Consider the following 19,599-nt stretch of genomic DNA (forward strand, 5'->3'; position numbering starts at 1 on the left):
GCGTTCATTCAGCGTTGTTACGCGCTTGCCGGCGTGGCCGCGTGAGCATTCCGCCAAAGAACACGGCGTAGCCGACGAAAGCGGTAACCCATAGCGCCGCCGAGACGTGCAGGAGGATCGGAGCGCCGGGAGCCATGGCCGCAGCTACGCGCAGGATGGTTGCGATGACGATCGCAACGAAGATCGCACGCGTTCCGGCGCCTGCCGCCAGTTCGCGGCCTGTGTGGCCGAGGGAGGCGCGGGTCATCACGGCAAGCGTCATGCAGGCCACCGCTCCAACGGCAAATGCGTGAATGCCTGCCGCCGCTGGAACGGCACCCGGTGCGAGGACGGTCAGTCCGGCAAGCAGCAGGCCTAGCGGCGCAAAGACGAAGGCAATATGCAGGATCAGCACCAACGGATCGCCCAGTGTCCGATCGCCCGCCCAGCGGGCAAGCCGAACAGTATTGAAGACCGCTCCCGCGATCAGAAGCGCGCCGGTTGCAAGACTGGCGGGAAAGAAGGTCCAGGCCGCGAGGCCGACGGCGGACAGCGCGATCGTTCCGATGTCAAACTTGCCAAATGATGCCGGAATCCGGCCGGGGTTCTCGCGCACCAGCCAATTGCGGGTGAAGCTGGGGACTATTCGCCCGCCTACGATCATGATGAGGACGACGACCGCTCCAAGACCCAGGCGCCGGCTCATGTCGGAGATGCCTTGGTAATGCGCTTCAACATGAAATATGACGTTTGCCGCAAATAGGGTCGCGACTGGCAGCAGCACCTTGAGGTTCCGCCAGTTCCGTCCGGCGATGATCTCCGTTGTGGCGGCCGCAACCACCGCCAGAAGAAAAGAGCAGTCTATGGCCGCGCTCAGCAGCCATCCGGTTTCCGCGGAAAGGAACACGGCCGCCCGACCGGCAACCCAGAGTAACACCAGCGCAAGGAGGCGAAAGTCCTGAACGGGAAGCCGGCCGGTCCAGTTCGGAATTGCGGTCAGCAGGAAGCCGGTCACGACCGCCGGCAGGTAGCCGAAAAGCAACTCATGAATATGCCAGTCCACGGGCAGGAATGTGCTGAAGGTTACCAGCCTGCCGTAATAAAGGGGCAGCCACAGCAGCATCGCAATGGCGGCCTGGAGCGAGCCCAGAAGGAAGAATGGCCGGAACCCGTAGGAGAGAATTGCCGGATAGGCGCTTGGCCGCGTCCGTGGAATTGCCATGACATGCCCCATTGAAAACCAGGCAAGACGCCTGCTGGGCCGCTTTTATCCGGGCTCTGAGGTCCGGAATTTGCCTCAGCGCAAACAAGGGAGTGATCGCCTTGCCACACCGAGGGGAAGGCTTCACTTGTCGACGGGCGGTCGTCCGTGACACAGTCAGGCAGAGCCTGAACGCATTGCAGCGTTGAAGTTGGGGAGGAAGGCAGTTGGCAAGCCTTGATCGATCGCTGATTGCCGGACTGCCTGTCTTCGAGGGGATCGCCTCCGCGGACCTGGATCGCATAATCGGACAGGCAAGGTCCATTCGCATCGCCAAGGATCAGCCGGTTTTCGAGCAGGAGCAGGAGGCCCATTCGTTCTTCCTTCTGCTCGACGGCCATGTGCGCGTGGTGAAATCGACTCCGGATGGTCATGAGGTGACCGTGCGCTACATAAGCCCGGGCGAATTGATGGGGATCGCCAGCGCGCTGGGCCGGACGACCTATCCGGCGAATGCCCTTGCGGCGGTCGATTGCGTGGCGCTCGCCTGGCCGAGCCAGCTCTGGGCTACATTCGCGGCGAGCTACCCGAGCTTCAGCGCCAATGCCTACAAGGCGGTGGGAATAAGGCTGCAGGACGCTCATGCTCGCGTCATCGAGATGTCCACCGAGCAGGTGGAGCAGCGCGTTGCGCATGCCTTGCTGAAGCTGATCAAGCAGTCGGGGAAAAAGACCGAGGCAGGCATCATGATCGACTTCCCCATTTCACGCCAGGACGTTGCCGAGATGACAGGCACCACACTTCACACGGTCAGCCGGCTGCTTTCCGCCTGGGAAGACCAGGGGTTGGTCAAGAGCGGGCGACAAAGGGTGGTCGTGGTCGAACCCCATCGCCTCCTCGTCATCGCTGAAGGCCGCTCGGCAAAGGGCTAGCCCGCTCCGCCGGCGTCAATGGCCGCCTCCAGGTCGCAGCGAAGCTGATCCTCGTCCAAGTCATGCTCGCGTGCCGCGTCCGAAACGGTGTGGAAGGAAGCGATCGGGCAGCCGACGCACAACATTCCGTGCTGGAGGACGACACGAACAGCCGCCGGCGTCTCGCGCATGATCCCATCCATCGTCGCATCGTCGTTCAATTTGCGTTTCATCTTGTCTGTCCGCATTTTGCGAACAACTATCCTGACGGGTCTTTTCAATGCGTTCGTTGCTCTGAAGCAAAGAAGGCGCTGTCTTGTCTTACAGGATGCAGTTTTGCGATGCTGTTTGGAGCCGCGGCCGGCCTGCCTCGGCATTTTGCGATGGATCAAAGCCCGCTGGCTCCCTGCCGGATAGATCGAAGGCGCGCCCGGTCCTGACATGGACCGGTCATGAACCGGTGGCAGCGTTGATGCGTTGTGCTTCATCCGCATCGGTTCAACCCAGCGAAGGAGTCGGAAATGACCGAGCATCCCAGCGCCAATCGTCTGTCCGCGCAGGAACTGCAAGACATCGATGCCTACTGGCGTGCCGCCAACTACCTGACCATCGGGCAGATCTATCTGCTCGACAATCCGCTGCTTCGCGAACCTCTTCGGCTGGATCATGTCAAGCCAAGGCTGCTCGGCCACTGGGGGACCTCGCCTGGTCTCAGCTTCATCTATGCGCATCTCAATCGTGCCATCAGGCAACGCGACGCCAATGTCATCTATGTCTGCGGTCCAGGCCATGGCGGGCCGGCGATGGTGGCCAACACCTACCTCGAGGGCACCTACAGCGAGACCAATCCGGACATTGCGCTGGGCGAGGCCGGAATGAAGAAGCTCTTCCGCCAGTTCTCGTTTCCCGGCGGCATCCCAAGCCATGCGGCGCCTGATGTGCCCGGCTCGATCCATGAAGGCGGCGAGCTTGGCTACGCGCTCTCGCACGCTTATGGAGCGGCCTTCGACAACCCGGACCTTGTCGTCGCCTGCGTCGTCGGCGACGGCGAGGCGGAAACCGGGCCGCTCGCCACCTCCTGGCATTCCAACAAGTTCCTCAACCCGGCGCTTGACGGCGCGGTGCTGCCGATCCTCCACCTCAACGGCTACAAGATCGCCAATCCCACCATTCTGGCCCGTATCCCCGAGGAAGAGCTGCGTGCGCTGTTCATCGGCTACGGTTACGAGCCGCTGTTCGTCGAAGGTGACGATCCGGCGTTGATGCATGAGCGGATGGCGCTCGTGCTCGACGATGCGCTCGACCGCATCAAGGCGATCCAGGATGCGGCCCGCGGCGGCGCGAAGACCGCGCAGCCGCGGCCGAAATGGCCGATGATCGTGCTGCGAAGCCCGAAGGGCTGGACCGGTCCGAAGGAGGTCGACGGGCTGAAGACCGAGGGATTCTGGCGCGCCCACCAGGTCCCGCTTTCCGGCCTGGCCGAAAACCCCGAGCATCTGAGGATGCTTGAGGCGTGGATGAGAAGCTACCGGCCCGAAGAGCTTTTCGACGCCGCCGGCGCACCCCTGGCCGCGATCCGCGCCACCGCGCCGCAAGGTGACAGGCGCATGAGCGCCAATCCGCATGCCAATGGCGGCCTGCTGCGGCGGTCTCTCGAACTGCCTGGCCTGGATGAGCACGCTGTCCCGGTCGAGCGGCCCGGCGGCGTCAAGGCGGAGTCGACCCGTGTCATGGGCCGCTTCCTGCGCGACGTCATGACGTTGAACCGGGCTGCCAGGAACTTCCGCATCGTCGGCCCCGACGAGACGGCCTCGAACCGGTGGCAGGATGTCTTCGAGGTGACGGAGCGCGCCTGGATGGAAGAGATCCTTCCCGAGGATGTCCACCTGGCGCGGGAAGGCAGGGTTCTGGAAATTCTGTCCGAGCATACCTGCCAGGGTTGGCTGGAAGGTTACCTGCTCACCGGGCGCCACGGCTTCTTCTCCTGCTACGAAGCCTTCACGCACATCGTCGATTCCATGTTCAACCAGCATGCGAAATGGCTGGATGCCTGCCGCAAGCTTGCCTGGCGGCGACCGATCGCCTCGCTGAACTATCTGTTGTCCAGCCATGTCTGGCAGCAGGAGCACAATGGCTTCAGCCATCAGGATCCAGGCTTCATCGACGTGGCGCTGAACAAGAAGGCGGACGTCGTGCGCGTCTACCTGCCGGCGGACGCCAACAGCCTGCTTTGCGTGACCGACCATGTGCTTAAGACATGGAACCGCATCAACGTCATCGTCGCCGGCAAGGCCAATTCCTGGCAGTGGCTGTCCATCGACGAGGCGAAAGTCCACTGCGGCGCCGGCATTGGGATATGGGAATGGGCGTCGACCGACGGCGGCGCCGAGCCGGATGTGGTGATGGCCTGCGCCGGCGACGTGCCGACGCTCGAGACCCTGGCCGCCGTTCAGATCCTGAGGCGCCACATTCCCGACCTCAAGGTCCGTGTGGTGAACATTGTCGATCTGATGACGCTGCAGCCGAAGGAACATCACCCGCACGGGCTGTCGGACCATGAGTTCGACGCGTTGTTCACCAGGGACAAGCCTGTCATCTTCGCCTATCACGGCTATCCGTGGACGATCCACCGCCTGACCTACCGGCGGACCAATCACGACAACATCCATGTGCGCGGCTACAATGAGGAAGGGACGACGACGACGCCGTTCGACATGACCGTGCTGAACGGGCTCGACCGCTATCATCTCGTGCTCGGCGTGCTCGACCGCATTCCCGAGCCGGCCGGCGCGCACATCCAGCTGAGGCAGGCCATGGAAGGCAAGCTGATCGAGCACGCAGCCTATATCCGCAAGCACGGGCAGGACATGCCCGAGATACTCGGCTGGAAGTGGGAGCGGTAATCGATGACGAGGCGCCGGGCTGAGAGGATCGGGCTTGCAAAAGCGGCGGGGACCGGCCGGCCATGACCGATGCAATTCTCGTCCTCAATGGCGGCTCATCGAGCCTGAAGTTCGCCGTCTTCCAATGGCGCGACGAGCTCCATCTGCTGGTGCGTGGCAGCGTCTCGTCGATCGGCGAGCGGCCCCGGCTCCACGTCGCGCCAACGGCAATGACGCCGCCATTCGACAGGAGCCTTGGCGAACAGCCGATCTCCATCGGCACGGCGTTCGAAGCCGTTGCGTCCTATCTTGCGGACCGCGGCCTCCTGCGCCGGGTGGGCCGGGTCGGACATCGCATCGTGCATGGCGGCCGGGAGTTTGTCCGCGCAATGCTGCTCGACGAGCGCACGCTCGGTGCCTTGCGCAGGCTGGAGCCGCTCGCCCCGATTCATCAGGCGATCAACCTGGAGCTCGTCGACCTGGCCAGCCGCCTCCTGCCCGGCACCATGCAGGTCGGCTGCTTCGATACGGCCTTCCACGCGGCGCAGCCCGAGCACGCAAGGCTTTATGGCCTGCCGCATGAGATGGCGGAGCAAGGCATCGTCTCCTACGGCTTCCATGGGCTCTCCTACAGCCATATCGCCAGCGAGCTCAACAACCGTTATGGCGCCGCCGCCGGCGGCCGGACGATCGTTGCCCATCTCGGCAGCGGTGCGAGCCTGTGCGCGATGAAGGCAGGCGTAAGCCACGCCACCACCATGGGCTTCTCGACGCTTGACGGCCTGGTCATGAGCACGCGTTGCGGCGCGATCGATCCCGGCATCCTCCTGCACCTTCTGCAGGACCGGAAGCTGTCGTCGGAGGAACTTGCCGACCTGCTCTATCAGCGATCCGGTCTGCTCGGGGTATCCGGCATCTCGGGAAACATGCAGACGCTGCTTGCATCGAAAGACCCGGCGGCGATGCGCGCCGTCGATCTCTTCGTCTATCGTGTCGGGCGCGAGATCGGATCGCTTGCCGCGGCGATTGGCGGGCTCGACACCATCGTGTTCACGGCGGGCATCGGCGAGCATGCGCCCGCGATCCGGCAGAGCATCTGCGAAGCCGCGGGATGGCTGGGCGTCGGGCTCGACGAGGAGTTGAACGCGCATGGCGAAGAACTGATCAGCGCCCCGGATTCCCTGGTCGACGTGCTTGTCATTCCCGCCGACGAGGAACGTGCGGTGGCCGCTGAGTTGCTCGGCTTCGAAGGCTTCGAAGGCAAAGACTAAATGATATCGCCCGGAAGCGCGCGGCGCTCCCGGGCGATATCATCAAACAAATGCGACTCGCCTCAGCCCGGCAACGAGGCGCCGAGCTTCCGCTGAACCAGGACGAGCGTCGGGTCGTCGGGATCCGTCGTGACGATGAAGCCCATCTCGCGCTCGAGTTCGATCGCTGCGCGGTTTTCGCGGCTCTCGATCGATTCGATGGTCTCTATCCCATGATCGTCGGCATAACGCGCGACATAACCGAGAAATTCCCAGCTGACGCCGAGATGCTTGCGATCCTCGCGGATGCAGATGGCGACTTCGCCACGCCGATCGGCCGGGTCCGCGGCGAGGGTCGCCACCGCGATCAGCATTCCGTCGGTGGAGAAGGCGAGAAAATTATGGACGTGCGGATCGTCGGAGCGGGTCATCGCCACAAGCCGCTCATGCGAAACCTCCTTCACCGCTCCGAGGAAGCGGAAGCGCAGATCCTCCGGCGTCACATGGGTGAAGAACTCGGCGACGATCGGCTCATCGTCGGGACGCGCTCGACGCACCTCGAAGCGAAATCCGGTGTGGGTCGTAAGCATGGTTTTCATTTTCAGCCCCCTTTTCAGGATTGATGCGCGGGATTGGCGCAATGGCCTCATTCACCCATTGCCAGCAGCGTGTCGCGTTTCAAAATTTCAATGCTGCGCAGGCTGAGCAGGCGGATCACGCCCTTCTCTTTCAGCCGGGTGAAGACCCGCGACACGGTTTCGATGGTGAGGCCGAGATAGTCGCCGATGTCGTTGCGCGACATAGGCAGTTCCACCTGCCGCAGCCCGCCCTGACGCTCCGACATCTCGACGAGGAATGCCGCGACGCGCTCGATGGCGTTCTGGCGGCCGAGCACCAGGAGATGTTCCTGCGCCCGGGTCAGGCCTTTGAGCGCCAGAGGCAGGAGCTGACGCGACATGTCCGTGCCTGACGGAGCGCGGAAGACCCGGACACCGGTCGCGTTGATCGCCTCGGCGAAGAAGTGATGGGTGGCGTCGGCCTCGAAACCGAAGGTCTCTCCCGCCAGGTGGAACGCGCTGATCTGCCTGCGGCCGTCGGCGAGCAGGCGGTAGATGCGGACCGCGCCGAATTCGACCTGATAGAGTGCGCCGGCCTTTTCGCCCTGGGCATAGATTTCGGCGCCTGCCGTGAAGAAGCTGACCGGCGTTGCCGGCCCTTCGAAGACGGGCGCGGGGCTCTGATGGGGGAGATAGGACGGCAGTTCGATCTTGGCGGAGGCTTGAGCGTACATGGCTGTGGTCCCAGTGAATTTGTGGCAACAGCAATCGCCCAAATCCGGCCATGCCGAAATTCGGTTATGTCCCTACGGGAAACTACTTAGTGCGACCTGAAATCACCTGGTCGGGCTAGGCGTGTCGAGCAGGCCACCTGGCCCGTGCGCCAACTGGGTCCGCGATTGACCGCGATCAAGGCCGGCATGATTTGACCCGGCATTGTCTGGCCGGAGCAACCAGGGGAAACCGACCATGACCTCCGATATGATTGAAATCTGGACCGGGATACTCGGCCTTGCCTATCTTGCCGCCGCAGGCCTTTATTTCGAAATGCTCCGTGCCAGAAAGCATGTCCCAGCAAGACGTGGCCACGTCCGGCCGTATCCGGACAGGATAAGGCGCTCGCGATAGGAAAGGATGCCGGACCAGCGAGGTTTCATTTTTCGTGCCGAGGGAAAGCCGGTCCGTTCCAGTCTGTCTTCCGAGAAACGGGGAAGCGTGATGAAGGCAATGGTGCTGGAAAAGCCCAGTACGCTTCTGAAACTCGTCGACCGTCCGGATCCCTTGCCGGGGGCGGGCGAGATCAGGCTCAAGGTGGAGGCATGCGCGGTATGCCGCACCGACCTGCACGTCGTGGACGGTGACTTGCCACGGCCAAGGCTGCCGCTCGTGCCGGGCCACGAAATCGTCGGCATCGTCGATCTTGTCGGTGAAGGCGTGTCGCGAGCCAGGCTTGGGCAAAGGGTAGGCGTTCCGTGGCTGGGGCACACTTGCGGACATTGTCCCTATTGCAACGCCGGCGCCGAGAACCTCTGCGACCAGCCGCTCTTCACCGGCTACACGCGCGACGGCGGCTTCGCCAGTCATGTCGTTGCCGACGAGCATTTCGCCTTCGAGCTCGATGCCGCCGCCGATCCGGTGTCGCTGGCGCCGCTCCTGTGCGCTGGTCTGATCGGCTGGCGCTGTCTCAAGAAGGCCGGCGATGGCCGCCGGCTGGGCATCTTTGGCTTCGGCGCCGCCGCGCATATCATCACGCAGGTCGCAATCTGGCAGGGACGTGAGATCTTTGCCTTAACGCGGCCTGGCGACATCCAGGCACAGGAATTCGCGCGTTCATTGGGCGTTGCCTGGGAAGGCGCCTCCGACGCATTGCCTCCGGTCGAGCTTGACGCCGCGATCATTTTCGCACCGGTCGGCGACCTGGTGCCGGCGGCGTTGCGCGCTGTCCGCAAGGGCGGCCGGGTGGTCTGCGGCGGCATCCATATGAGCGACATTCCATCGATGCCCTACAGGCTTCTGTGGGAAGAACGGGAATTGGTGTCGGTCGCCAACCTGACCCGCCGGGACGCCGAGGAGTTCTTTCCGATCGCGAGGGACTCCCGGGTGCGCACGCACACAAAGGTCTATCCGCTGGAGCGGGCGAACCAGGCGCTGGATGATTTGCGCATGGGCCGGCTGAGTGGCGCCGCCGTCCTTAAGCCGTGATGGTCCTGGAGCGCGCGTTCGCACGGCCGTCTTATCTGCTTTAGCCGGTTCGTCCCTGGCAGGCAGAGTCGGTCAGGGCGGGTCGGGACGGCCGATGAGAACAGGCACGCAGCGCGACATTCTTCTCGCGACGGCTTGCCGAGCTGCGCTATGGCTGCTCGACGCGGGCCACCTGGTAGGTGTGCATGGCGCCGTTGCGCTTGATCGAGACGTACTCGCCGGTGACGAAGCGCTCCTCGCCGAGATGAAAGCCAACCTCGTCGTCACGATCGCCCTCGGCGTAGTCGAAATACCATTGGCCGCCCGGCTTGCGCCGCAGGCGGCCGACAAGATCGTCCTCGCCGGTGCGGAAGCGGCGGACGCGGCAGAAGCCCTTGTGCGATTTCCACTCCTCCGCGTCCAGCCGTCCCTCGTTGGTGAGCGGTGCGAGCACATCGTAGCCTTCCTCGCGGTCTCCTTCCGGATGACCTTTTTCGCGTGCGAGAAGCAGGCGGATGTTCCTGAATTTCGGGGTGAGGTCGTGCAAGCTGGTCATGGCAGACTCCTTCGAGGCCATTCCTATCGCGGCGGCCGGGGGTCACCTTGATCAAGGTCAAACGGGCTTCGGCGTGCCGCGGTCTCAACTGGTGCCTGTCGGCAGGTGGCCGCGAACCCAATTGACGATCTGGCCGGCGCTCATTGCCCCCGATACGCGCGCGATTTCCCGCAGGCGGTGAAACAGGATCATGGTGGGGATGCCGCGAATGCCCAGCCTCGCCGCGATGGCCTGCTCCTTGTCGGAATTCAGCTTGACCAGCCGGATGTGCGGCTCGAGCGTCTTGGCGGCGGCCTCATAAGCCGGCGCCATCATCTTGCAGGGACCGCACCAGGGAGCCCAGACGTCGACGAGGACGGGCAGGCTGCCGCGCCCGATCTGACGGTCGAAGTTCGCTGCGTCGATGTCCTGCGGAACTCCTGAAAACAGCCGGGCGCCGCATTTTCCGCACTGCGCTTCGGCGCTGTTTCGGTTCGGCGGCAGGCGGTTGACCACGCCGCATTTGGTGCAAACCGCCAGATTCTCCTGCGTCATGACCTTCTCCCGTTTCGATCGCGGCCGAGACGCCCGTCGCCAAGGGCCCGCAGCGCATTGACGATGACGGCGACGTCTATGCCCTCTTGCAGCAGTGCTCCCGCCACCGGCGTTATATGCCCCATGGCGGCCGCGATCATCGCCGCGCCCGAGAGCCCCAGCCCGACGACGATGCTCTGCAGGGCGATCCCGCGCGTGCGCCTGGCGATACGCAATGCTTCCGCGACAGGTTCCAGCCTGTCGGTCAGCACGACCACGTCCGCCGCCTCGGACGAAGCTGTCCCGCCGCGGGCTCCCATGGCAATGCCTACGGTCGCCGCGGCAAGGGCAGGCGCATCGTTGATGCCGTCGCCGACCATCATCGTCGGCGCCGCAGCCTTTTCGGCCTCGACTGTCCCAACCTTGTCGGCCGGCGTGGCGTTGGCGAAGACGGCATCGAGATCGAGCGAAGCGGAGACCTTTTCGGCCGCCGCGCCGTCATCGCCAGTCAGCATGACTATCCGGGTGACGCCTGCCGAACGCAAAGCCTCGACAGTGCCGGGCGCATCCTCGCGTATGGCGTCTCCGAATGTGAAAACAGCGCCAAGCCGGCCATCGATGGCCACAAACACCCTGAGCACCTGCGTCTCGCGATACCGGCTCTCTCCGCTCTCGGCCCAGTTGGGCAATGGCCCGCTTCCGAGAACAAGCGGCCTCGACCCGGCCGCGACCGACATCCTATCCACCTGACCTTCAAGGCCTTCTCCCCGATGCTCGCGGACATCACAGGGTTGGGAAAGCAAAAGGTTCCCATGGCGGGCAATGCGGACAATCGAATCCGCAAGGACGTGGTGCGAAGCCTGTTCAAGCGAGGCGAGCAGCCGCAGCGGTTCATCGGTTCCCTGGCCTGGAGCGACGTCGATCTCGATCAGCTCGGCGCCGCCGAGCGTCAGGGTCCCTGTCTTGTCGAAGATCGCGGTGCGTATCTGGGCGAGCGCCTCCAGCGCCGCGCTGCCCTTCATGAGGATGCCGGCGCGGGCGGCACGCGACACGCCACCGATGAATGCGACGGGCGCCGCGAGGATCAGCGGGCAGGGCGTCGCGACCACCAGAACGGCGAGAGCGCGGATCGGATCACCGGAAAGATACCAGGCGATGGCGGCGATCAGCAGCGTGGCCGGAAGCAAGAGCAGGGCAAAACGGTCGGCAACGCGTATGAACGGCGCCTTGGCGGTTTGCGCGGCGGCGACCATGCGCACGATCGCGGCGTAGGTGCTTTTGTCGGCGATGGCCGAGGCCCGCATGACAAAGGCCTCGCCGACATTGACGGTGCCGCTGCGCAATGCGTCGCCGGCGCCGCGCCGCTCCGGCAGGGGCTCTCCGGTGACCGTCGACTCATCGAGCTGGGCCGAGGCGTCGATCAAGACGCCGTCCACGGGCAGCAATTCGCCGGCGCGCACCAGAAGCTCGTCGCTGACCGCCACCTGGTCGATCGCGACAGTTTCGGTGCCATGTGCGGATTTCCGGTGCGCCACACGCGGCGCCCTGTCGGTCAGAGCCCTGAGATTCCGCTCCGCCCGGCCGCGCGCCAGATCTTCAAGCACGGTGCCGCCGGCATACATGATGGCGACGACCACCGCCGCCAAGGCCTGCCCAAGCAGCAGCGCCGCCGACATCGAAACCAGCGCGATGGCATCGACGCCGATCCGGCCGATCCAGAAATCCCGCAAGATCGAGATGGCAAGCGCCGCCACGACGGGCAGCGTTGCCGCTGTCCAGATCGTATCGGGCGAGGCGATGTCGATACCGTTTCGCCAGACGCCCAGTCCGAGCGTCAGGCCGAGAACGGCGATGATCAGCAGCGCGCGCCGCAGCACGGATTCGTTCATGACGGCCGTCAAAGCTCGTCGATCATTTCCCGCAGCAAAAGCCGGACATCCTTTGCCGTCGCGGCAAGTTGCGGGTTGTCGATCGCTCCCATCGCCACCATCGGATCGACCGCCGCCACCTCGGTCTTGCCGGGGGCGGTCTCGGTCACGATCACGTTGCAGGGCAGCATCGCGCCGATCTTGTCCTCGGCCTGCAGCGCGCGCCATGCGAAATGCGGATTGCAGGCGCCGAGGATCATGTATGGCTTGAAGTCGACGCCCAGCTTGACCTTCATCGTGTGCTGGACATCGATCCTCGTCAGGATGCCGAAGCCCTTGCCGGCAAGCTTTCTGGTGACGTGTTCGATCGCCGCCGCGAACGGCATGTCGAGGCTCTTGCTGAAGTAATAGCTCATCGGATCCTCCTTCCATGGCGATCTTCGCCAGCAGCGACAGCTTGAGGGCAGTAGCTAGCCGCCGGGGTCGGATGGCGCTTTGATCCAGCGCAATGAATGCCAGCCGCCTTCGGTGAATGTGGCGGCAAGGAGTTCTCCAGGATGACAATCCGAAATCTTGAATACGCGGTCTCACCGAAATCCGTCGTTGTCGTCGGCGCGACCGAGCGCGTTGGCTCGGTCGGCCGCGTTGTCTTCGACAACATCGTCGGCGGCGGCTTCGAGGGGGAGATCTGGCCGGTCAATCCCAAACATGCGCAGGTGGTCGGCCACCGCTGCTACGGCAGGGTCGCCGATCTGCCGGGGGTTCCCGATCTGGCCGTGATCGTGACCCCTCCCGAGACTGTGCCCGACATCGTGCGGGAACTGGGCGAGAAGGGGACGCGAGCCGCCGTCGTCATCACCGCGGGGCTCAATCACGCCAATGGTCTGCGCCAGGCGATGCTCGATGCGGCCAAGCCCTCGCTCATGCGCATCATTGGCCCGAACACTGTCGGGCTGATGGTTCCCCCGGCGAAGCTCAACGCCGGTTTCGCCCATATGGCTGCGCGGCCCGGGAACATTGCGCTGATCTCGCAGTCCGGCGCCATCGCCACGTCGCTGATCGACTGGGCGGCCGAGAACAATGTCGGCTTTTCCCGGATCATCTCCCTCGGCGACATGGCGGACGTCGATGTCGGCGACTGCCTCGACATGCTGGCGGGCGATTTCCACACGCGCGCCATCGTGATGTATCTCGAAACCATACCCAATCCGCGCAAGTTCATGTCGGCCGCGCGGGCGGCGGCGCGCCTTAAGCCGGTTATCGCGATCAAGCCCGGGCGGCACGAGCAGGCGGCCAAGGCGGCCGCGACACACACCGGGGCGCTTTCGGGCGCCGACAGGGTAGTCGACGCCGCCTTGCGCAGGGCAGGCGTGCTGCGTGTGGATGATCTCGCCGAGCTGCTCGATGCCGCCGAGACGGTCGCCCGTCACGCTCCCCTCGAGCGGGCGCGGGTCGGCATCGTCACCAATGGCGGCGGGGCCGGCGTGCTTGCCGTCGACAAGATCGTCGATCGTGGAGGCGAGCTGGCCGAACTTGCGCCCTCGACGATCGAGCGGCTCGACCGTGCGCTGCCGCCGACCTGGTCGCATGCGAACCCGGTCGACATCGTCGGTGACGCCGCGCCGGAGCGCTACGGGGCGGCGCTCGAAGCCCTGGCGGCGGATCCGGGGACGGACGTTATCCTAGTCATGAATTGCCCCACCGGGCTCGGTTCCTCGCCGGACGCGGCCAGGAAGGTCGCCGAGCTTGGCGACGACGGCGAGATCGGCGGAAAACCGCTTCTCGCGTGCTGGCTCGGCGAGCATACCGCGCGCGAAGGCCGGCGCGTCCTGACGGAAGCCGGCATCGCGAGCTTCGAGACGCCGGAGGACGCGGCGATCGCGGCGTCCTATCTCGGCGAATGGTCGCGAGCCCAGCGGGCGCTGCTGCGGACTCCCTCGAGCCGGGGTGGAGACCAAGCCGATGGCAAGGCATCGGCGCACGCCATCTTCCGGCAGGTGGCCGCCGAAGGGCGACGCATGCTGACGGAGCCGGAAGCAAAAGCGGCGATAGAAGCCTACGGAATCCCCGTGCCGCGAACCATCGTCGCCGGATCCGTTGTGGAAGTGGCGCAGGCGGCCGGCGAGCTTCTCGAAAGCTCTGAAGCAGTGGTCGTCAAATTGCTGTCGAAGGTAGTCTCGCACAAGTCCGATGTCGGCGGCGTGGTCCTCGACATCGCGACCGCGGAGAAGGCCGCGGAGGCCGCCCGGTCGATCGAGACGCGCCTGCGCACGCGGTCGCCGCAGGTGAAGGCGGACGGCTACACGGTGCAAGCCATGGTCGCGCGCAAGCATGCTCAGGAACTCATCCTGGGCATGAACCTCGACCCGATGTTCGGCCCGGTCATTCTGTTCGGCGCCGGCGGCACGGCGGTCGAGGTCGTGAACGATACCGCGATCGCCCTGCCGCCGCTTGACGACGTGCTGGCCGGAGACGCGATCGACGCGACCAGGATAGGCCGCCTGCTTGCCGGCTATCGCGATCGCAAGCCGGCCAACCGAGGCGCGATCATCGCCGCGCTGAACGGCCTGTCGCAAATGATCGTCGACTTCCCCTGCCTCGTCTCCCTCGACATCAACCCGCTGCTGGCCGATGCCGAAGGCGTGGTTGCGCTCGATGCGCGTATCGAGATCGACCCGCGACGGGTGGATGAGCCGGCGCCGAACCCGACGCTTGCCATAAGGCCCTATCCGTCGGGATGGAGCCGCGATCTCCAGTCGGACGGCATGATCTTTCACATCCGGCCGATCATGCCGGCGGACGTGGCGCTTTATCCCGCGTTCCTGGCGAAGATTTCTCCCGACGACCTCAGACTGCGCTTCCTGTCGCTGCGGAAGAACTTCCCGGACCAGATGCTGAAGCGGCTCACACAGCTCGACTACGAGCGCGACATCGCCTTCGTCGCTCTTGAAAAGGACACGGGAGCGCTGGCGGGAATCGGCCGGCTTTCCTGCGATCCGGATCACAGGAGCGGTGAATATGCGCTGCTCGTGCGATCGGAGCTGCAAGGCCATGGCCTGGGATGGGATCTGCTGAAACAGGTCATCGACTATGCGAAGGCCGAACGCATCGGCCGCATCGAAGGCACGATCCTCAACGAAAATCGCAAGATGCTCACAATGTGCCTGGAGTTCGGCTTCTCGATCGCGCACCACCCGAGCGAGCCCGGCCTGTCGGTGGCGACGCTGGAAGTCCGCTAGAGCGTTTCACTGTTTCACGGAAATGGCGAAACGCTCTATCTCCTTGTTTTGACGCAATTCCTGACGGAAAACCGCGCACACTATTCTTGGAATTCCTGTAAGCGGGTGACAGCTTTATGATCCGGTCTTCCTGAAGCCGGCCGCGGATGAAACGGCGCCCTCGACCGAGGCCACCATCTCGGCCGTGATGTCGGCCACTTTGCGGTCGGCCTCGATCTTGCGCCAGGTCATCGGACCGGCATCGCGCTGCAATTGCCGCGAAACGATGTCGATCGTGGCATCGGAGGGGCTGCCCTTGCGCTCGCTGACCCGGCGCCAAAGCACCGACGGATCTGCCGCCAGCCAAAATCCCGCGAACGGGACGTTTGTCCCGGTCGCTGCGCGCTCGATCCTGTCGCGATCCTCCGGTCTGTCGAAGACCGCGTCGGCGACGACGCAGCCGCCTTCGGCAAGGATAAGCTCCGCCAGCCAGGCTATCTGGCGATAGACGCGTTCCGATACGCCGGGCCGGTAGGCCTTGGCCGGCAGCCGCGTTTCGGCCGCCACGCCATGCATGGCCTTGCGGATGCGGTCGCTCTCGACGATCCGGGCGCCGGGGGGCGCGCCGATCTGAGCGGCGAGCGCCTCGGCGACCGTCGTCTTGCCCGAGCCGCTCAAGCCGCCGATTGCGACGAGCCGAGGCGGCGTTTCGGCAAGCAGGGTTTGCGCGAGGTGGAAATAGGATCGCGCTTCGGCAATCAGCTTTGTCGAATCCTGGCTGGCTTCCTCGACCTGCGTCGCGGTCACGTGCGCGCGCACCGCCGCCCGCACCGCCATGAGGAAAGGCAGGAGAACGAAGCCGTCTTCGTCATCGGCATCGTCGAGATAGCGGTTCATCACCAGATTGGCGAATTGCGGAAAACCGCGATGCCACAGATCCATCAGCAGGAATGCGAGATCGTAGAGGACATCGACGGTGGCGATCTGATCATTGAACTCGATGCAGTCGAACAGGCGAGGCTCGCCATCGAAGACGCAGATGTTGCGCAGATGCAGGTCGCCATGGCAGCGGCGGACCCGACCTGCCGCCTCGCGCCGGTTGAGCAGGCTGGCATGGCGGGAAAGGGCGTCGCGAAACGCCGCGTTGAGCGTTTCGATCTCCTTTCGGTCGAACACATGGCTTGTCGCAAATCCGGCCGAATTGATTTCCAGGACGCCGCCGATATTCGCCGACCCGCTGCCGGCATGGACCACTTCGGCGCCGCGGTGATAGTGCGCGATCATGCGGGCCACGCCTGTCATCAGCGCGGGTGTCAGTTCCCCCGCCGCGGCCATGCGATCCAGGAGCTTGGACTGGTCGAAGCGGACCATCTCGATGACGGCGTCGACCAGTTCTCCCGGCTCGTCCAGGGCAAGCCGGTCGCCCGCGCGCGTGACGCGGTGGACATCGAGATAGAGGCCGGGCGCTGTTATGGAGTTCAGCTCCACTTCCCTCTCGCACGCGGCGAGCCGCAACGCCGGCGTCGAGAAGTCGACATAGGGCAGCTTGACCGCCCGCTTCATCTTGAATGCGCGCCGCCCGACGAGGAAGATCCGGGAAATATGTGTTTCGATCGTCTCGACCGGACCAACCTCGCCATGGCTGGCAGGGTTCTTCAGCATCTCGACCACGACATCCTGGTTCTCGGTGATCATTGGGGCATGTCCTTGGCCTTTGATTGCATCCTCATTCGGCCTCGCCGGCCGAGGTCTCGCGGGAGTCGCTAACGCTGAAGCGTCTGGACGTAACCGGCGAGGTTATGGATGCGTTCCGTGGTCACGGCCTCTCCACCATAGGGACCGTACTTCTTCACGTCGTCAGGCAGGAACTGGTTGCCCCAAACCGGCATGTCGCGCTCACCATGCGCCGGGACGAGACCGCGACCGTCGATCGTGGCGTAGACCCGCCAGTAGGGAAATTCCCCGCCATTGCGCTTCGTCAGCGTCGTCAGATCGGCGGGGCGCTTGCGCAGCTCATCGGCCAAGGGCCCGTCGCCCTTGCCTTCCACGCCGTGGCAGACCGCGCAGGAATTCAGATATTCCTGCTGTCCATTGCTCATCTGCTGCGCCGCCGCGGCGCTCAGCGTCAGCGCGAAAAGACCAATCGTCGTCCGGAATCTCATTGATCTGCCTCCAGCCATCGGTGTCAGGCTAAACCATGCGACGCGCACGCACGTTGACCGGGATCAATCTTGCGAGGGACGATTTGATTCAGCGCAAGGAAGGATCCCAACCGGCTCGCTAAGGCTGCATTCCGTGTTCTCGAACAAGGAGCGGCCCCCATGCCATTCAAGACATTGCTCACGGTTACCGGGCCCGACTACGGAGACGGTGATTTGAGGCTCGCCGCCGGTCTGTGCGAGGAAATCGACGCGCATCTTTCCGTGCTCGTCGTGGTCATTGCGGCGCCTCCGTCTGGCGGAGAATACGCAGCGGTGATCTCGCCGGCCTGGCTCGCAGAGCGCGAAGCCGAAATGGAAACCCAGGAGAAGCGCAGCTCGGCGGTATCCAGGATGCTGTCGGAAGGCCCCGTATCGGCCGACCTCGGCAGCGAATACCCGGAGCAGTCCTGGACGGATGAGATCATCGGTCGGCGGGCCCGCTATGCCGACCTGACCATCGTCGGACCGGAGATGCTCGCAAGCGGCTTGCTTAAGGATAAGGTCCTTGCGGGCAGCCTGTTCTCGTCCGGGAAGCCTATCCTGCTGGTCCCTCAGGGAGCGCGCGCGACATTGAAACCGAAACGCGTCCTTGTCGCCTGGGACGCCAGTCTGGAAGCCTCGCGCGCCGTGCGGGAGGCGCTCGATATCTTGTCGTCCGCCGACGAGGTCCGCATCGCCATGATCGATCCGATCGAAGACGAACGGCATCATGGCGCGGAGCCGGGAGCGGATCTGGCGGCCTATCTCTCCCGGCATGGCGCGAAGGTCGCGGTCGATCGCCTGCCGAGTTCGGGCCACTCTGTCGCCGCCGTTCTTCGCCAGCATGCCACCGACACTGGCGCCGAGCTCGTGGTCATGGGAGCTTACGGCCACTCCCGGCTGCGCGAGCGGATATTCGGCGGCGTGACCAAGTCCATGATCGAGGATCCGGGGCTGACGGTTCTTATGGCGCGCTGAAGGCGCATTCGCCGAAAGGCCAGATCTCGAGGCTGGTCTGCGCGAGCCCGGAAAGCTCAATCTCGGCAACATTCAACCGCCTATCGTTCTCGTCGTGACCCAGCAGTGGAACAGGCGCGGACAAGGCGCTCAGCTTTGCCTTTCAACTGTCGAAAGATGTCATTGCCGTCCGTGTGGCGCGCATGTCGAGTGACCGCCCCATTGCGGTGCTGCTCCCGGGAGCCCCTTGGCCAAAAGTTTTCGGCCGAGCGACGGAAAACAGGAACGTTCCTTTTTCTCAGGCATTCTCCCTAGTCCGCATCTCATTCACTCCTGTTTGCTGGGCCCGGAAAATTGTTACCCAGAGAGCATAATTTGTCGAACCCTGACGCCGGTGAGGTCTCCGTCGTCGATCTTATTCCTGCCCTGCGGGCTTTTGCACGAACGTTCTGTCGGGTGCCCGACGACGCCGACGATCTCGTGCAGGAGACACTGACCAAGGGGCTTGCCAACCTGGACAAGTTCGAGCCGGGCACGCGGCTGAAGTCCTGGCTCTTCACGATCATGCGCAACACGCATTACACGCGTGTCAAGGCAGCGGCCAGGGAGGCGCCCGGGCTGCTTGACTGCGCCTCCAGCCGGCCGATCTCGGAGCCGTCGCAGGATTGGTCGGTTCAAAGCAAGGAAGTGCATCGAGCCATTCAGCAGCTGCCGTCCCATCAGCGTGAGGTTCTGGTGCTGATCGGCGTGCTGGGCGTAAGCTACGAAGAAACCGCTGAGATATGCGGTTGCGCTGTCGGCACCGTCAAAAGCCGTCTCAATCGTGCCCGTGCCGGTGTTCTGGAGTTCCTCGGGGAAAGCTCGCCGCAGGCGCTGATCGAGCGACGACGTCAATTTTCGGACGACCATTGGGATACTGAAGGCGCAAGACGCTAAAGCCAGCCTACCGGCGCTGAGTTGATTTCAGGACTTTCGCCTCTCTCATCAACGAGGCCCAATTCAGGCCGAGCAGCGAAATAAGGTCAAGCGCCTGCGTTTCGGTGATGCCCGTCGTTGCGACCAGCCGCCGAACGAGTTCGTCCACTTCCGGAGTTCTGCCATCCTGCGCCATCGGGATGACTCCTAACCGGCAACGACGATTCACTTATGTTAATGTTCCACCGATCATGCTGGCATTGCGACAGCAGGCACTGCCAATGCCCTTCGGCCCGGTCTCGGAGGAATGCCGCATCCTTGCCGCGTCGTCTTCAACCGCGCTCAGCCGTCACATCGCCTTTGCGCTTTTTCGATCAGCGCGTTCTGCAGTTCGAGTGCAAGCCTGGTCAGCCGGTCAGGGACCTTCTCCC

Annotated in this window: 18 protein-coding genes; 7 read left to right on the plus strand and 11 right to left on the minus strand. The window is 64.1% G+C overall.

Annotated features, from left to right (window positions below):
* Positions 1-4: 4 nt before the first annotated feature.
* The gene (locus EJ068_RS22290; protein WP_127250434.1) at positions 5-1,201 is read right to left on the minus strand and encodes an NnrS family protein; all 1,197 of its coding nucleotides are present in this window, start codon (positions 1,199-1,201) and stop codon (positions 5-7) included.
* Between the two features lie 206 nt (positions 1,202-1,407).
* Between EJ068_RS22290 and EJ068_RS22295 the strand changes: the two genes are divergently transcribed.
* Positions 1,408-2,112 (plus strand): Crp/Fnr family transcriptional regulator, encoded by a 705-nt coding sequence (locus EJ068_RS22295; protein ID WP_126079224.1) that lies wholly within the window; start codon positions 1,408-1,410, stop codon positions 2,110-2,112.
* Here the strand turns inward: EJ068_RS22295 and EJ068_RS22300 are convergent.
* The gene (locus EJ068_RS22300) at positions 2,109-2,324 is read right to left on the minus strand and encodes a DUF1858 domain-containing protein (RefSeq protein WP_127250435.1); all 216 of its coding nucleotides are present in this window, start codon (positions 2,322-2,324) and stop codon (positions 2,109-2,111) included. The genes EJ068_RS22295 and EJ068_RS22300 overlap by 4 nt on opposite strands.
* Before the next feature lie 288 nt (positions 2,325-2,612).
* Here EJ068_RS22300 and EJ068_RS22305 point away from each other — a divergent pair, with 288 nt between their 5' ends.
* Together EJ068_RS22305 and EJ068_RS22310 are read left to right on the plus strand one after the other, a co-directional pair.
* Complete coding sequence (locus EJ068_RS22305) at positions 2,613-4,994, plus strand: phosphoketolase family protein (RefSeq protein ID WP_127250436.1); 2,382 nt, start codon at positions 2,613-2,615, stop codon at positions 4,992-4,994.
* Positions 4,995-5,056: 62 nt separating this feature from the next.
* Positions 5,057-6,244, plus strand: coding sequence for an acetate/propionate family kinase (locus tag EJ068_RS22310; protein ID WP_127250437.1), 1,188 nt, complete (start codon positions 5,057-5,059; stop codon positions 6,242-6,244).
* 62 nt (positions 6,245-6,306) lie between these two features.
* Here EJ068_RS22310 and EJ068_RS22315 read toward each other — a convergent pair whose 3' ends face one another.
* Complete coding sequence (locus EJ068_RS22315; protein ID WP_042647298.1) at positions 6,307-6,822, minus strand: GNAT family N-acetyltransferase; 516 nt, start codon at positions 6,820-6,822, stop codon at positions 6,307-6,309.
* A gap of 47 nt (positions 6,823-6,869) precedes the next feature.
* Positions 6,870-7,514 (minus strand): helix-turn-helix domain-containing protein, encoded by a 645-nt coding sequence (locus EJ068_RS22320; protein ID WP_127250438.1) that lies wholly within the window; start codon positions 7,512-7,514, stop codon positions 6,870-6,872.
* A gap of 484 nt (positions 7,515-7,998) precedes the next feature.
* Here EJ068_RS22320 and EJ068_RS22325 point away from each other — a divergent pair, with 484 nt between their 5' ends.
* A complete protein-coding gene (locus tag EJ068_RS22325) occupies positions 7,999-8,982 on the plus strand; it encodes a zinc-dependent alcohol dehydrogenase family protein (RefSeq protein ID WP_127250439.1) in 984 nt (327 codons plus the stop codon).
* 148 nt (positions 8,983-9,130) lie between these two features.
* Here the strand turns inward: EJ068_RS22325 and EJ068_RS22330 are convergent, their stop codons facing one another.
* The 4 genes from EJ068_RS22330 to EJ068_RS22345 all read right to left on the minus strand — a co-directional run bounded on the left by EJ068_RS22330 (position 9,131) and on the right by EJ068_RS22345 (position 12,314).
* The gene (locus tag EJ068_RS22330) at positions 9,131-9,517 is read right to left on the minus strand and encodes a hypothetical protein (protein WP_127250440.1); all 387 of its coding nucleotides are present in this window, start codon (positions 9,515-9,517) and stop codon (positions 9,131-9,133) included.
* A gap of 84 nt (positions 9,518-9,601) precedes the next feature.
* Positions 9,602-10,051: a thioredoxin TrxC gene (trxC, locus tag EJ068_RS22335; protein ID WP_127250441.1), complete on the minus strand. Its 450-nt coding sequence runs from the start codon at positions 10,049-10,051 to the stop codon at positions 9,602-9,604.
* Positions 10,048-11,919, minus strand: a complete 1,872-nt coding sequence (locus EJ068_RS22340) for a heavy metal translocating P-type ATPase (RefSeq protein ID WP_127250442.1) — start codon at positions 11,917-11,919, stop codon at positions 10,048-10,050. The genes trxC and EJ068_RS22340 overlap by 4 nt, the downstream gene beginning before the upstream one ends.
* An 8-nt stretch (positions 11,920-11,927) precedes the next feature.
* Positions 11,928-12,314 (minus strand): DUF302 domain-containing protein, encoded by a 387-nt coding sequence (locus EJ068_RS22345; protein WP_127250443.1) that lies wholly within the window; start codon positions 12,312-12,314, stop codon positions 11,928-11,930.
* Positions 12,315-12,455: 141 nt separating this feature from the next.
* Between EJ068_RS22345 and EJ068_RS22350 the strand changes: the two genes are divergently transcribed.
* Positions 12,456-15,137, plus strand: a complete 2,682-nt coding sequence (locus EJ068_RS22350; protein ID WP_129554867.1) for a bifunctional acetate--CoA ligase family protein/GNAT family N-acetyltransferase — start codon at positions 12,456-12,458, stop codon at positions 15,135-15,137.
* A gap of 114 nt (positions 15,138-15,251) precedes the next feature.
* Here EJ068_RS22350 and EJ068_RS22355 read toward each other — a convergent pair whose 3' ends face one another.
* Both EJ068_RS22355 and EJ068_RS22360 read right to left on the minus strand, forming a co-directional pair.
* Complete coding sequence (locus EJ068_RS22355; protein ID WP_127251270.1) at positions 15,252-16,811, minus strand: bifunctional aminoglycoside phosphotransferase/ATP-binding protein; 1,560 nt, start codon at positions 16,809-16,811, stop codon at positions 15,252-15,254.
* A gap of 68 nt (positions 16,812-16,879) precedes the next feature.
* Positions 16,880-17,278, minus strand: coding sequence for a c-type cytochrome (locus EJ068_RS22360; RefSeq protein ID WP_127251271.1), 399 nt, complete (start codon positions 17,276-17,278; stop codon positions 16,880-16,882).
* A 159-nt stretch (positions 17,279-17,437) separates the two neighbouring features.
* On the opposite strand from EJ068_RS22360, the gene EJ068_RS22365 reads away from it, so the two are divergent.
* Together EJ068_RS22365 and EJ068_RS22370 are read left to right on the plus strand one after the other, a co-directional pair.
* On the plus strand, positions 17,438-18,274 hold the full coding sequence (locus EJ068_RS22365; protein WP_127251272.1) for a universal stress protein: 837 nt from the start codon (positions 17,438-17,440) through the stop codon (positions 18,272-18,274).
* Positions 18,275-18,628: 354 nt separating this feature from the next.
* The gene (locus tag EJ068_RS22370) at positions 18,629-19,189 is read left to right on the plus strand and encodes a sigma-70 family RNA polymerase sigma factor (protein WP_127251273.1); all 561 of its coding nucleotides are present in this window, start codon (positions 18,629-18,631) and stop codon (positions 19,187-19,189) included.
* Positions 19,190-19,196: 7 nt separating this feature from the next.
* Here the strand turns inward: EJ068_RS22370 and EJ068_RS32740 are convergent, their stop codons facing one another.
* The gene (locus EJ068_RS32740) at positions 19,197-19,364 is read right to left on the minus strand and encodes a hypothetical protein (protein WP_189342007.1); all 168 of its coding nucleotides are present in this window, start codon (positions 19,362-19,364) and stop codon (positions 19,197-19,199) included.
* Positions 19,365-19,599 lie beyond the last annotated feature (235 nt).

This window comes from Mesorhizobium sp. M2A.F.Ca.ET.043.02.1.1 (genome assembly GCF_003952405.1).
In the GTDB taxonomy this organism is placed as follows: domain Bacteria; phylum Pseudomonadota; class Alphaproteobacteria; order Rhizobiales; family Rhizobiaceae; genus Mesorhizobium.

Excerpts from the sequence above, each read along its gene's own strand:
- EJ068_RS22325 (WP_127250439.1), top strand. The coding sequence starts at position 7,999 with ATGAAGGCAATGGTGCTGGAAAAGCCCAGTACGCTTCTGAAACTCGTC.
- EJ068_RS22330 (WP_127250440.1), bottom strand. The coding sequence starts at position 9,517 with ATGACCAGCTTGCACGACCTCACCCCGAAATTCAGGAACATCCGCCTG.
- EJ068_RS22320 (WP_127250438.1), bottom strand. The coding sequence starts at position 7,514 with ATGTACGCTCAAGCCTCCGCCAAGATCGAACTGCCGTCCTATCTCCCC.
- EJ068_RS32740 (WP_189342007.1), bottom strand. The coding sequence starts at position 19,364 with ATGGCGCAGGATGGCAGAACTCCGGAAGTGGACGAACTCGTTCGGCGG.
- EJ068_RS22355 (WP_127251270.1), bottom strand. The coding sequence starts at position 16,811 with ATGATCACCGAGAACCAGGATGTCGTGGTCGAGATGCTGAAGAACCCT.
- EJ068_RS22315 (WP_042647298.1), bottom strand. The coding sequence starts at position 6,822 with ATGAAAACCATGCTTACGACCCACACCGGATTTCGCTTCGAGGTGCGT.
- EJ068_RS22310 (WP_127250437.1), top strand. The coding sequence starts at position 5,057 with ATGACCGATGCAATTCTCGTCCTCAATGGCGGCTCATCGAGCCTGAAG.
- EJ068_RS22300 (WP_127250435.1), bottom strand. The coding sequence starts at position 2,324 with ATGAAACGCAAATTGAACGACGATGCGACGATGGATGGGATCATGCGC.
- EJ068_RS22350 (WP_129554867.1), top strand. The coding sequence starts at position 12,456 with ATGACAATCCGAAATCTTGAATACGCGGTCTCACCGAAATCCGTCGTT.
- EJ068_RS22305 (WP_127250436.1), top strand. The coding sequence starts at position 2,613 with ATGACCGAGCATCCCAGCGCCAATCGTCTGTCCGCGCAGGAACTGCAA.
- EJ068_RS22365 (WP_127251272.1), top strand. The coding sequence starts at position 17,438 with ATGCCATTCAAGACATTGCTCACGGTTACCGGGCCCGACTACGGAGAC.
- EJ068_RS22340 (WP_127250442.1), bottom strand. The coding sequence starts at position 11,919 with ATGAACGAATCCGTGCTGCGGCGCGCGCTGCTGATCATCGCCGTTCTC.
- EJ068_RS22290 (WP_127250434.1), bottom strand. The coding sequence starts at position 1,201 with ATGGCAATTCCACGGACGCGGCCAAGCGCCTATCCGGCAATTCTCTCC.
- trxC (WP_127250441.1), bottom strand. The coding sequence starts at position 10,051 with ATGACGCAGGAGAATCTGGCGGTTTGCACCAAATGCGGCGTGGTCAAC.
- EJ068_RS22360 (WP_127251271.1), bottom strand. The coding sequence starts at position 17,278 with ATGAGATTCCGGACGACGATTGGTCTTTTCGCGCTGACGCTGAGCGCC.
- EJ068_RS22345 (WP_127250443.1), bottom strand. The coding sequence starts at position 12,314 with ATGAGCTATTACTTCAGCAAGAGCCTCGACATGCCGTTCGCGGCGGCG.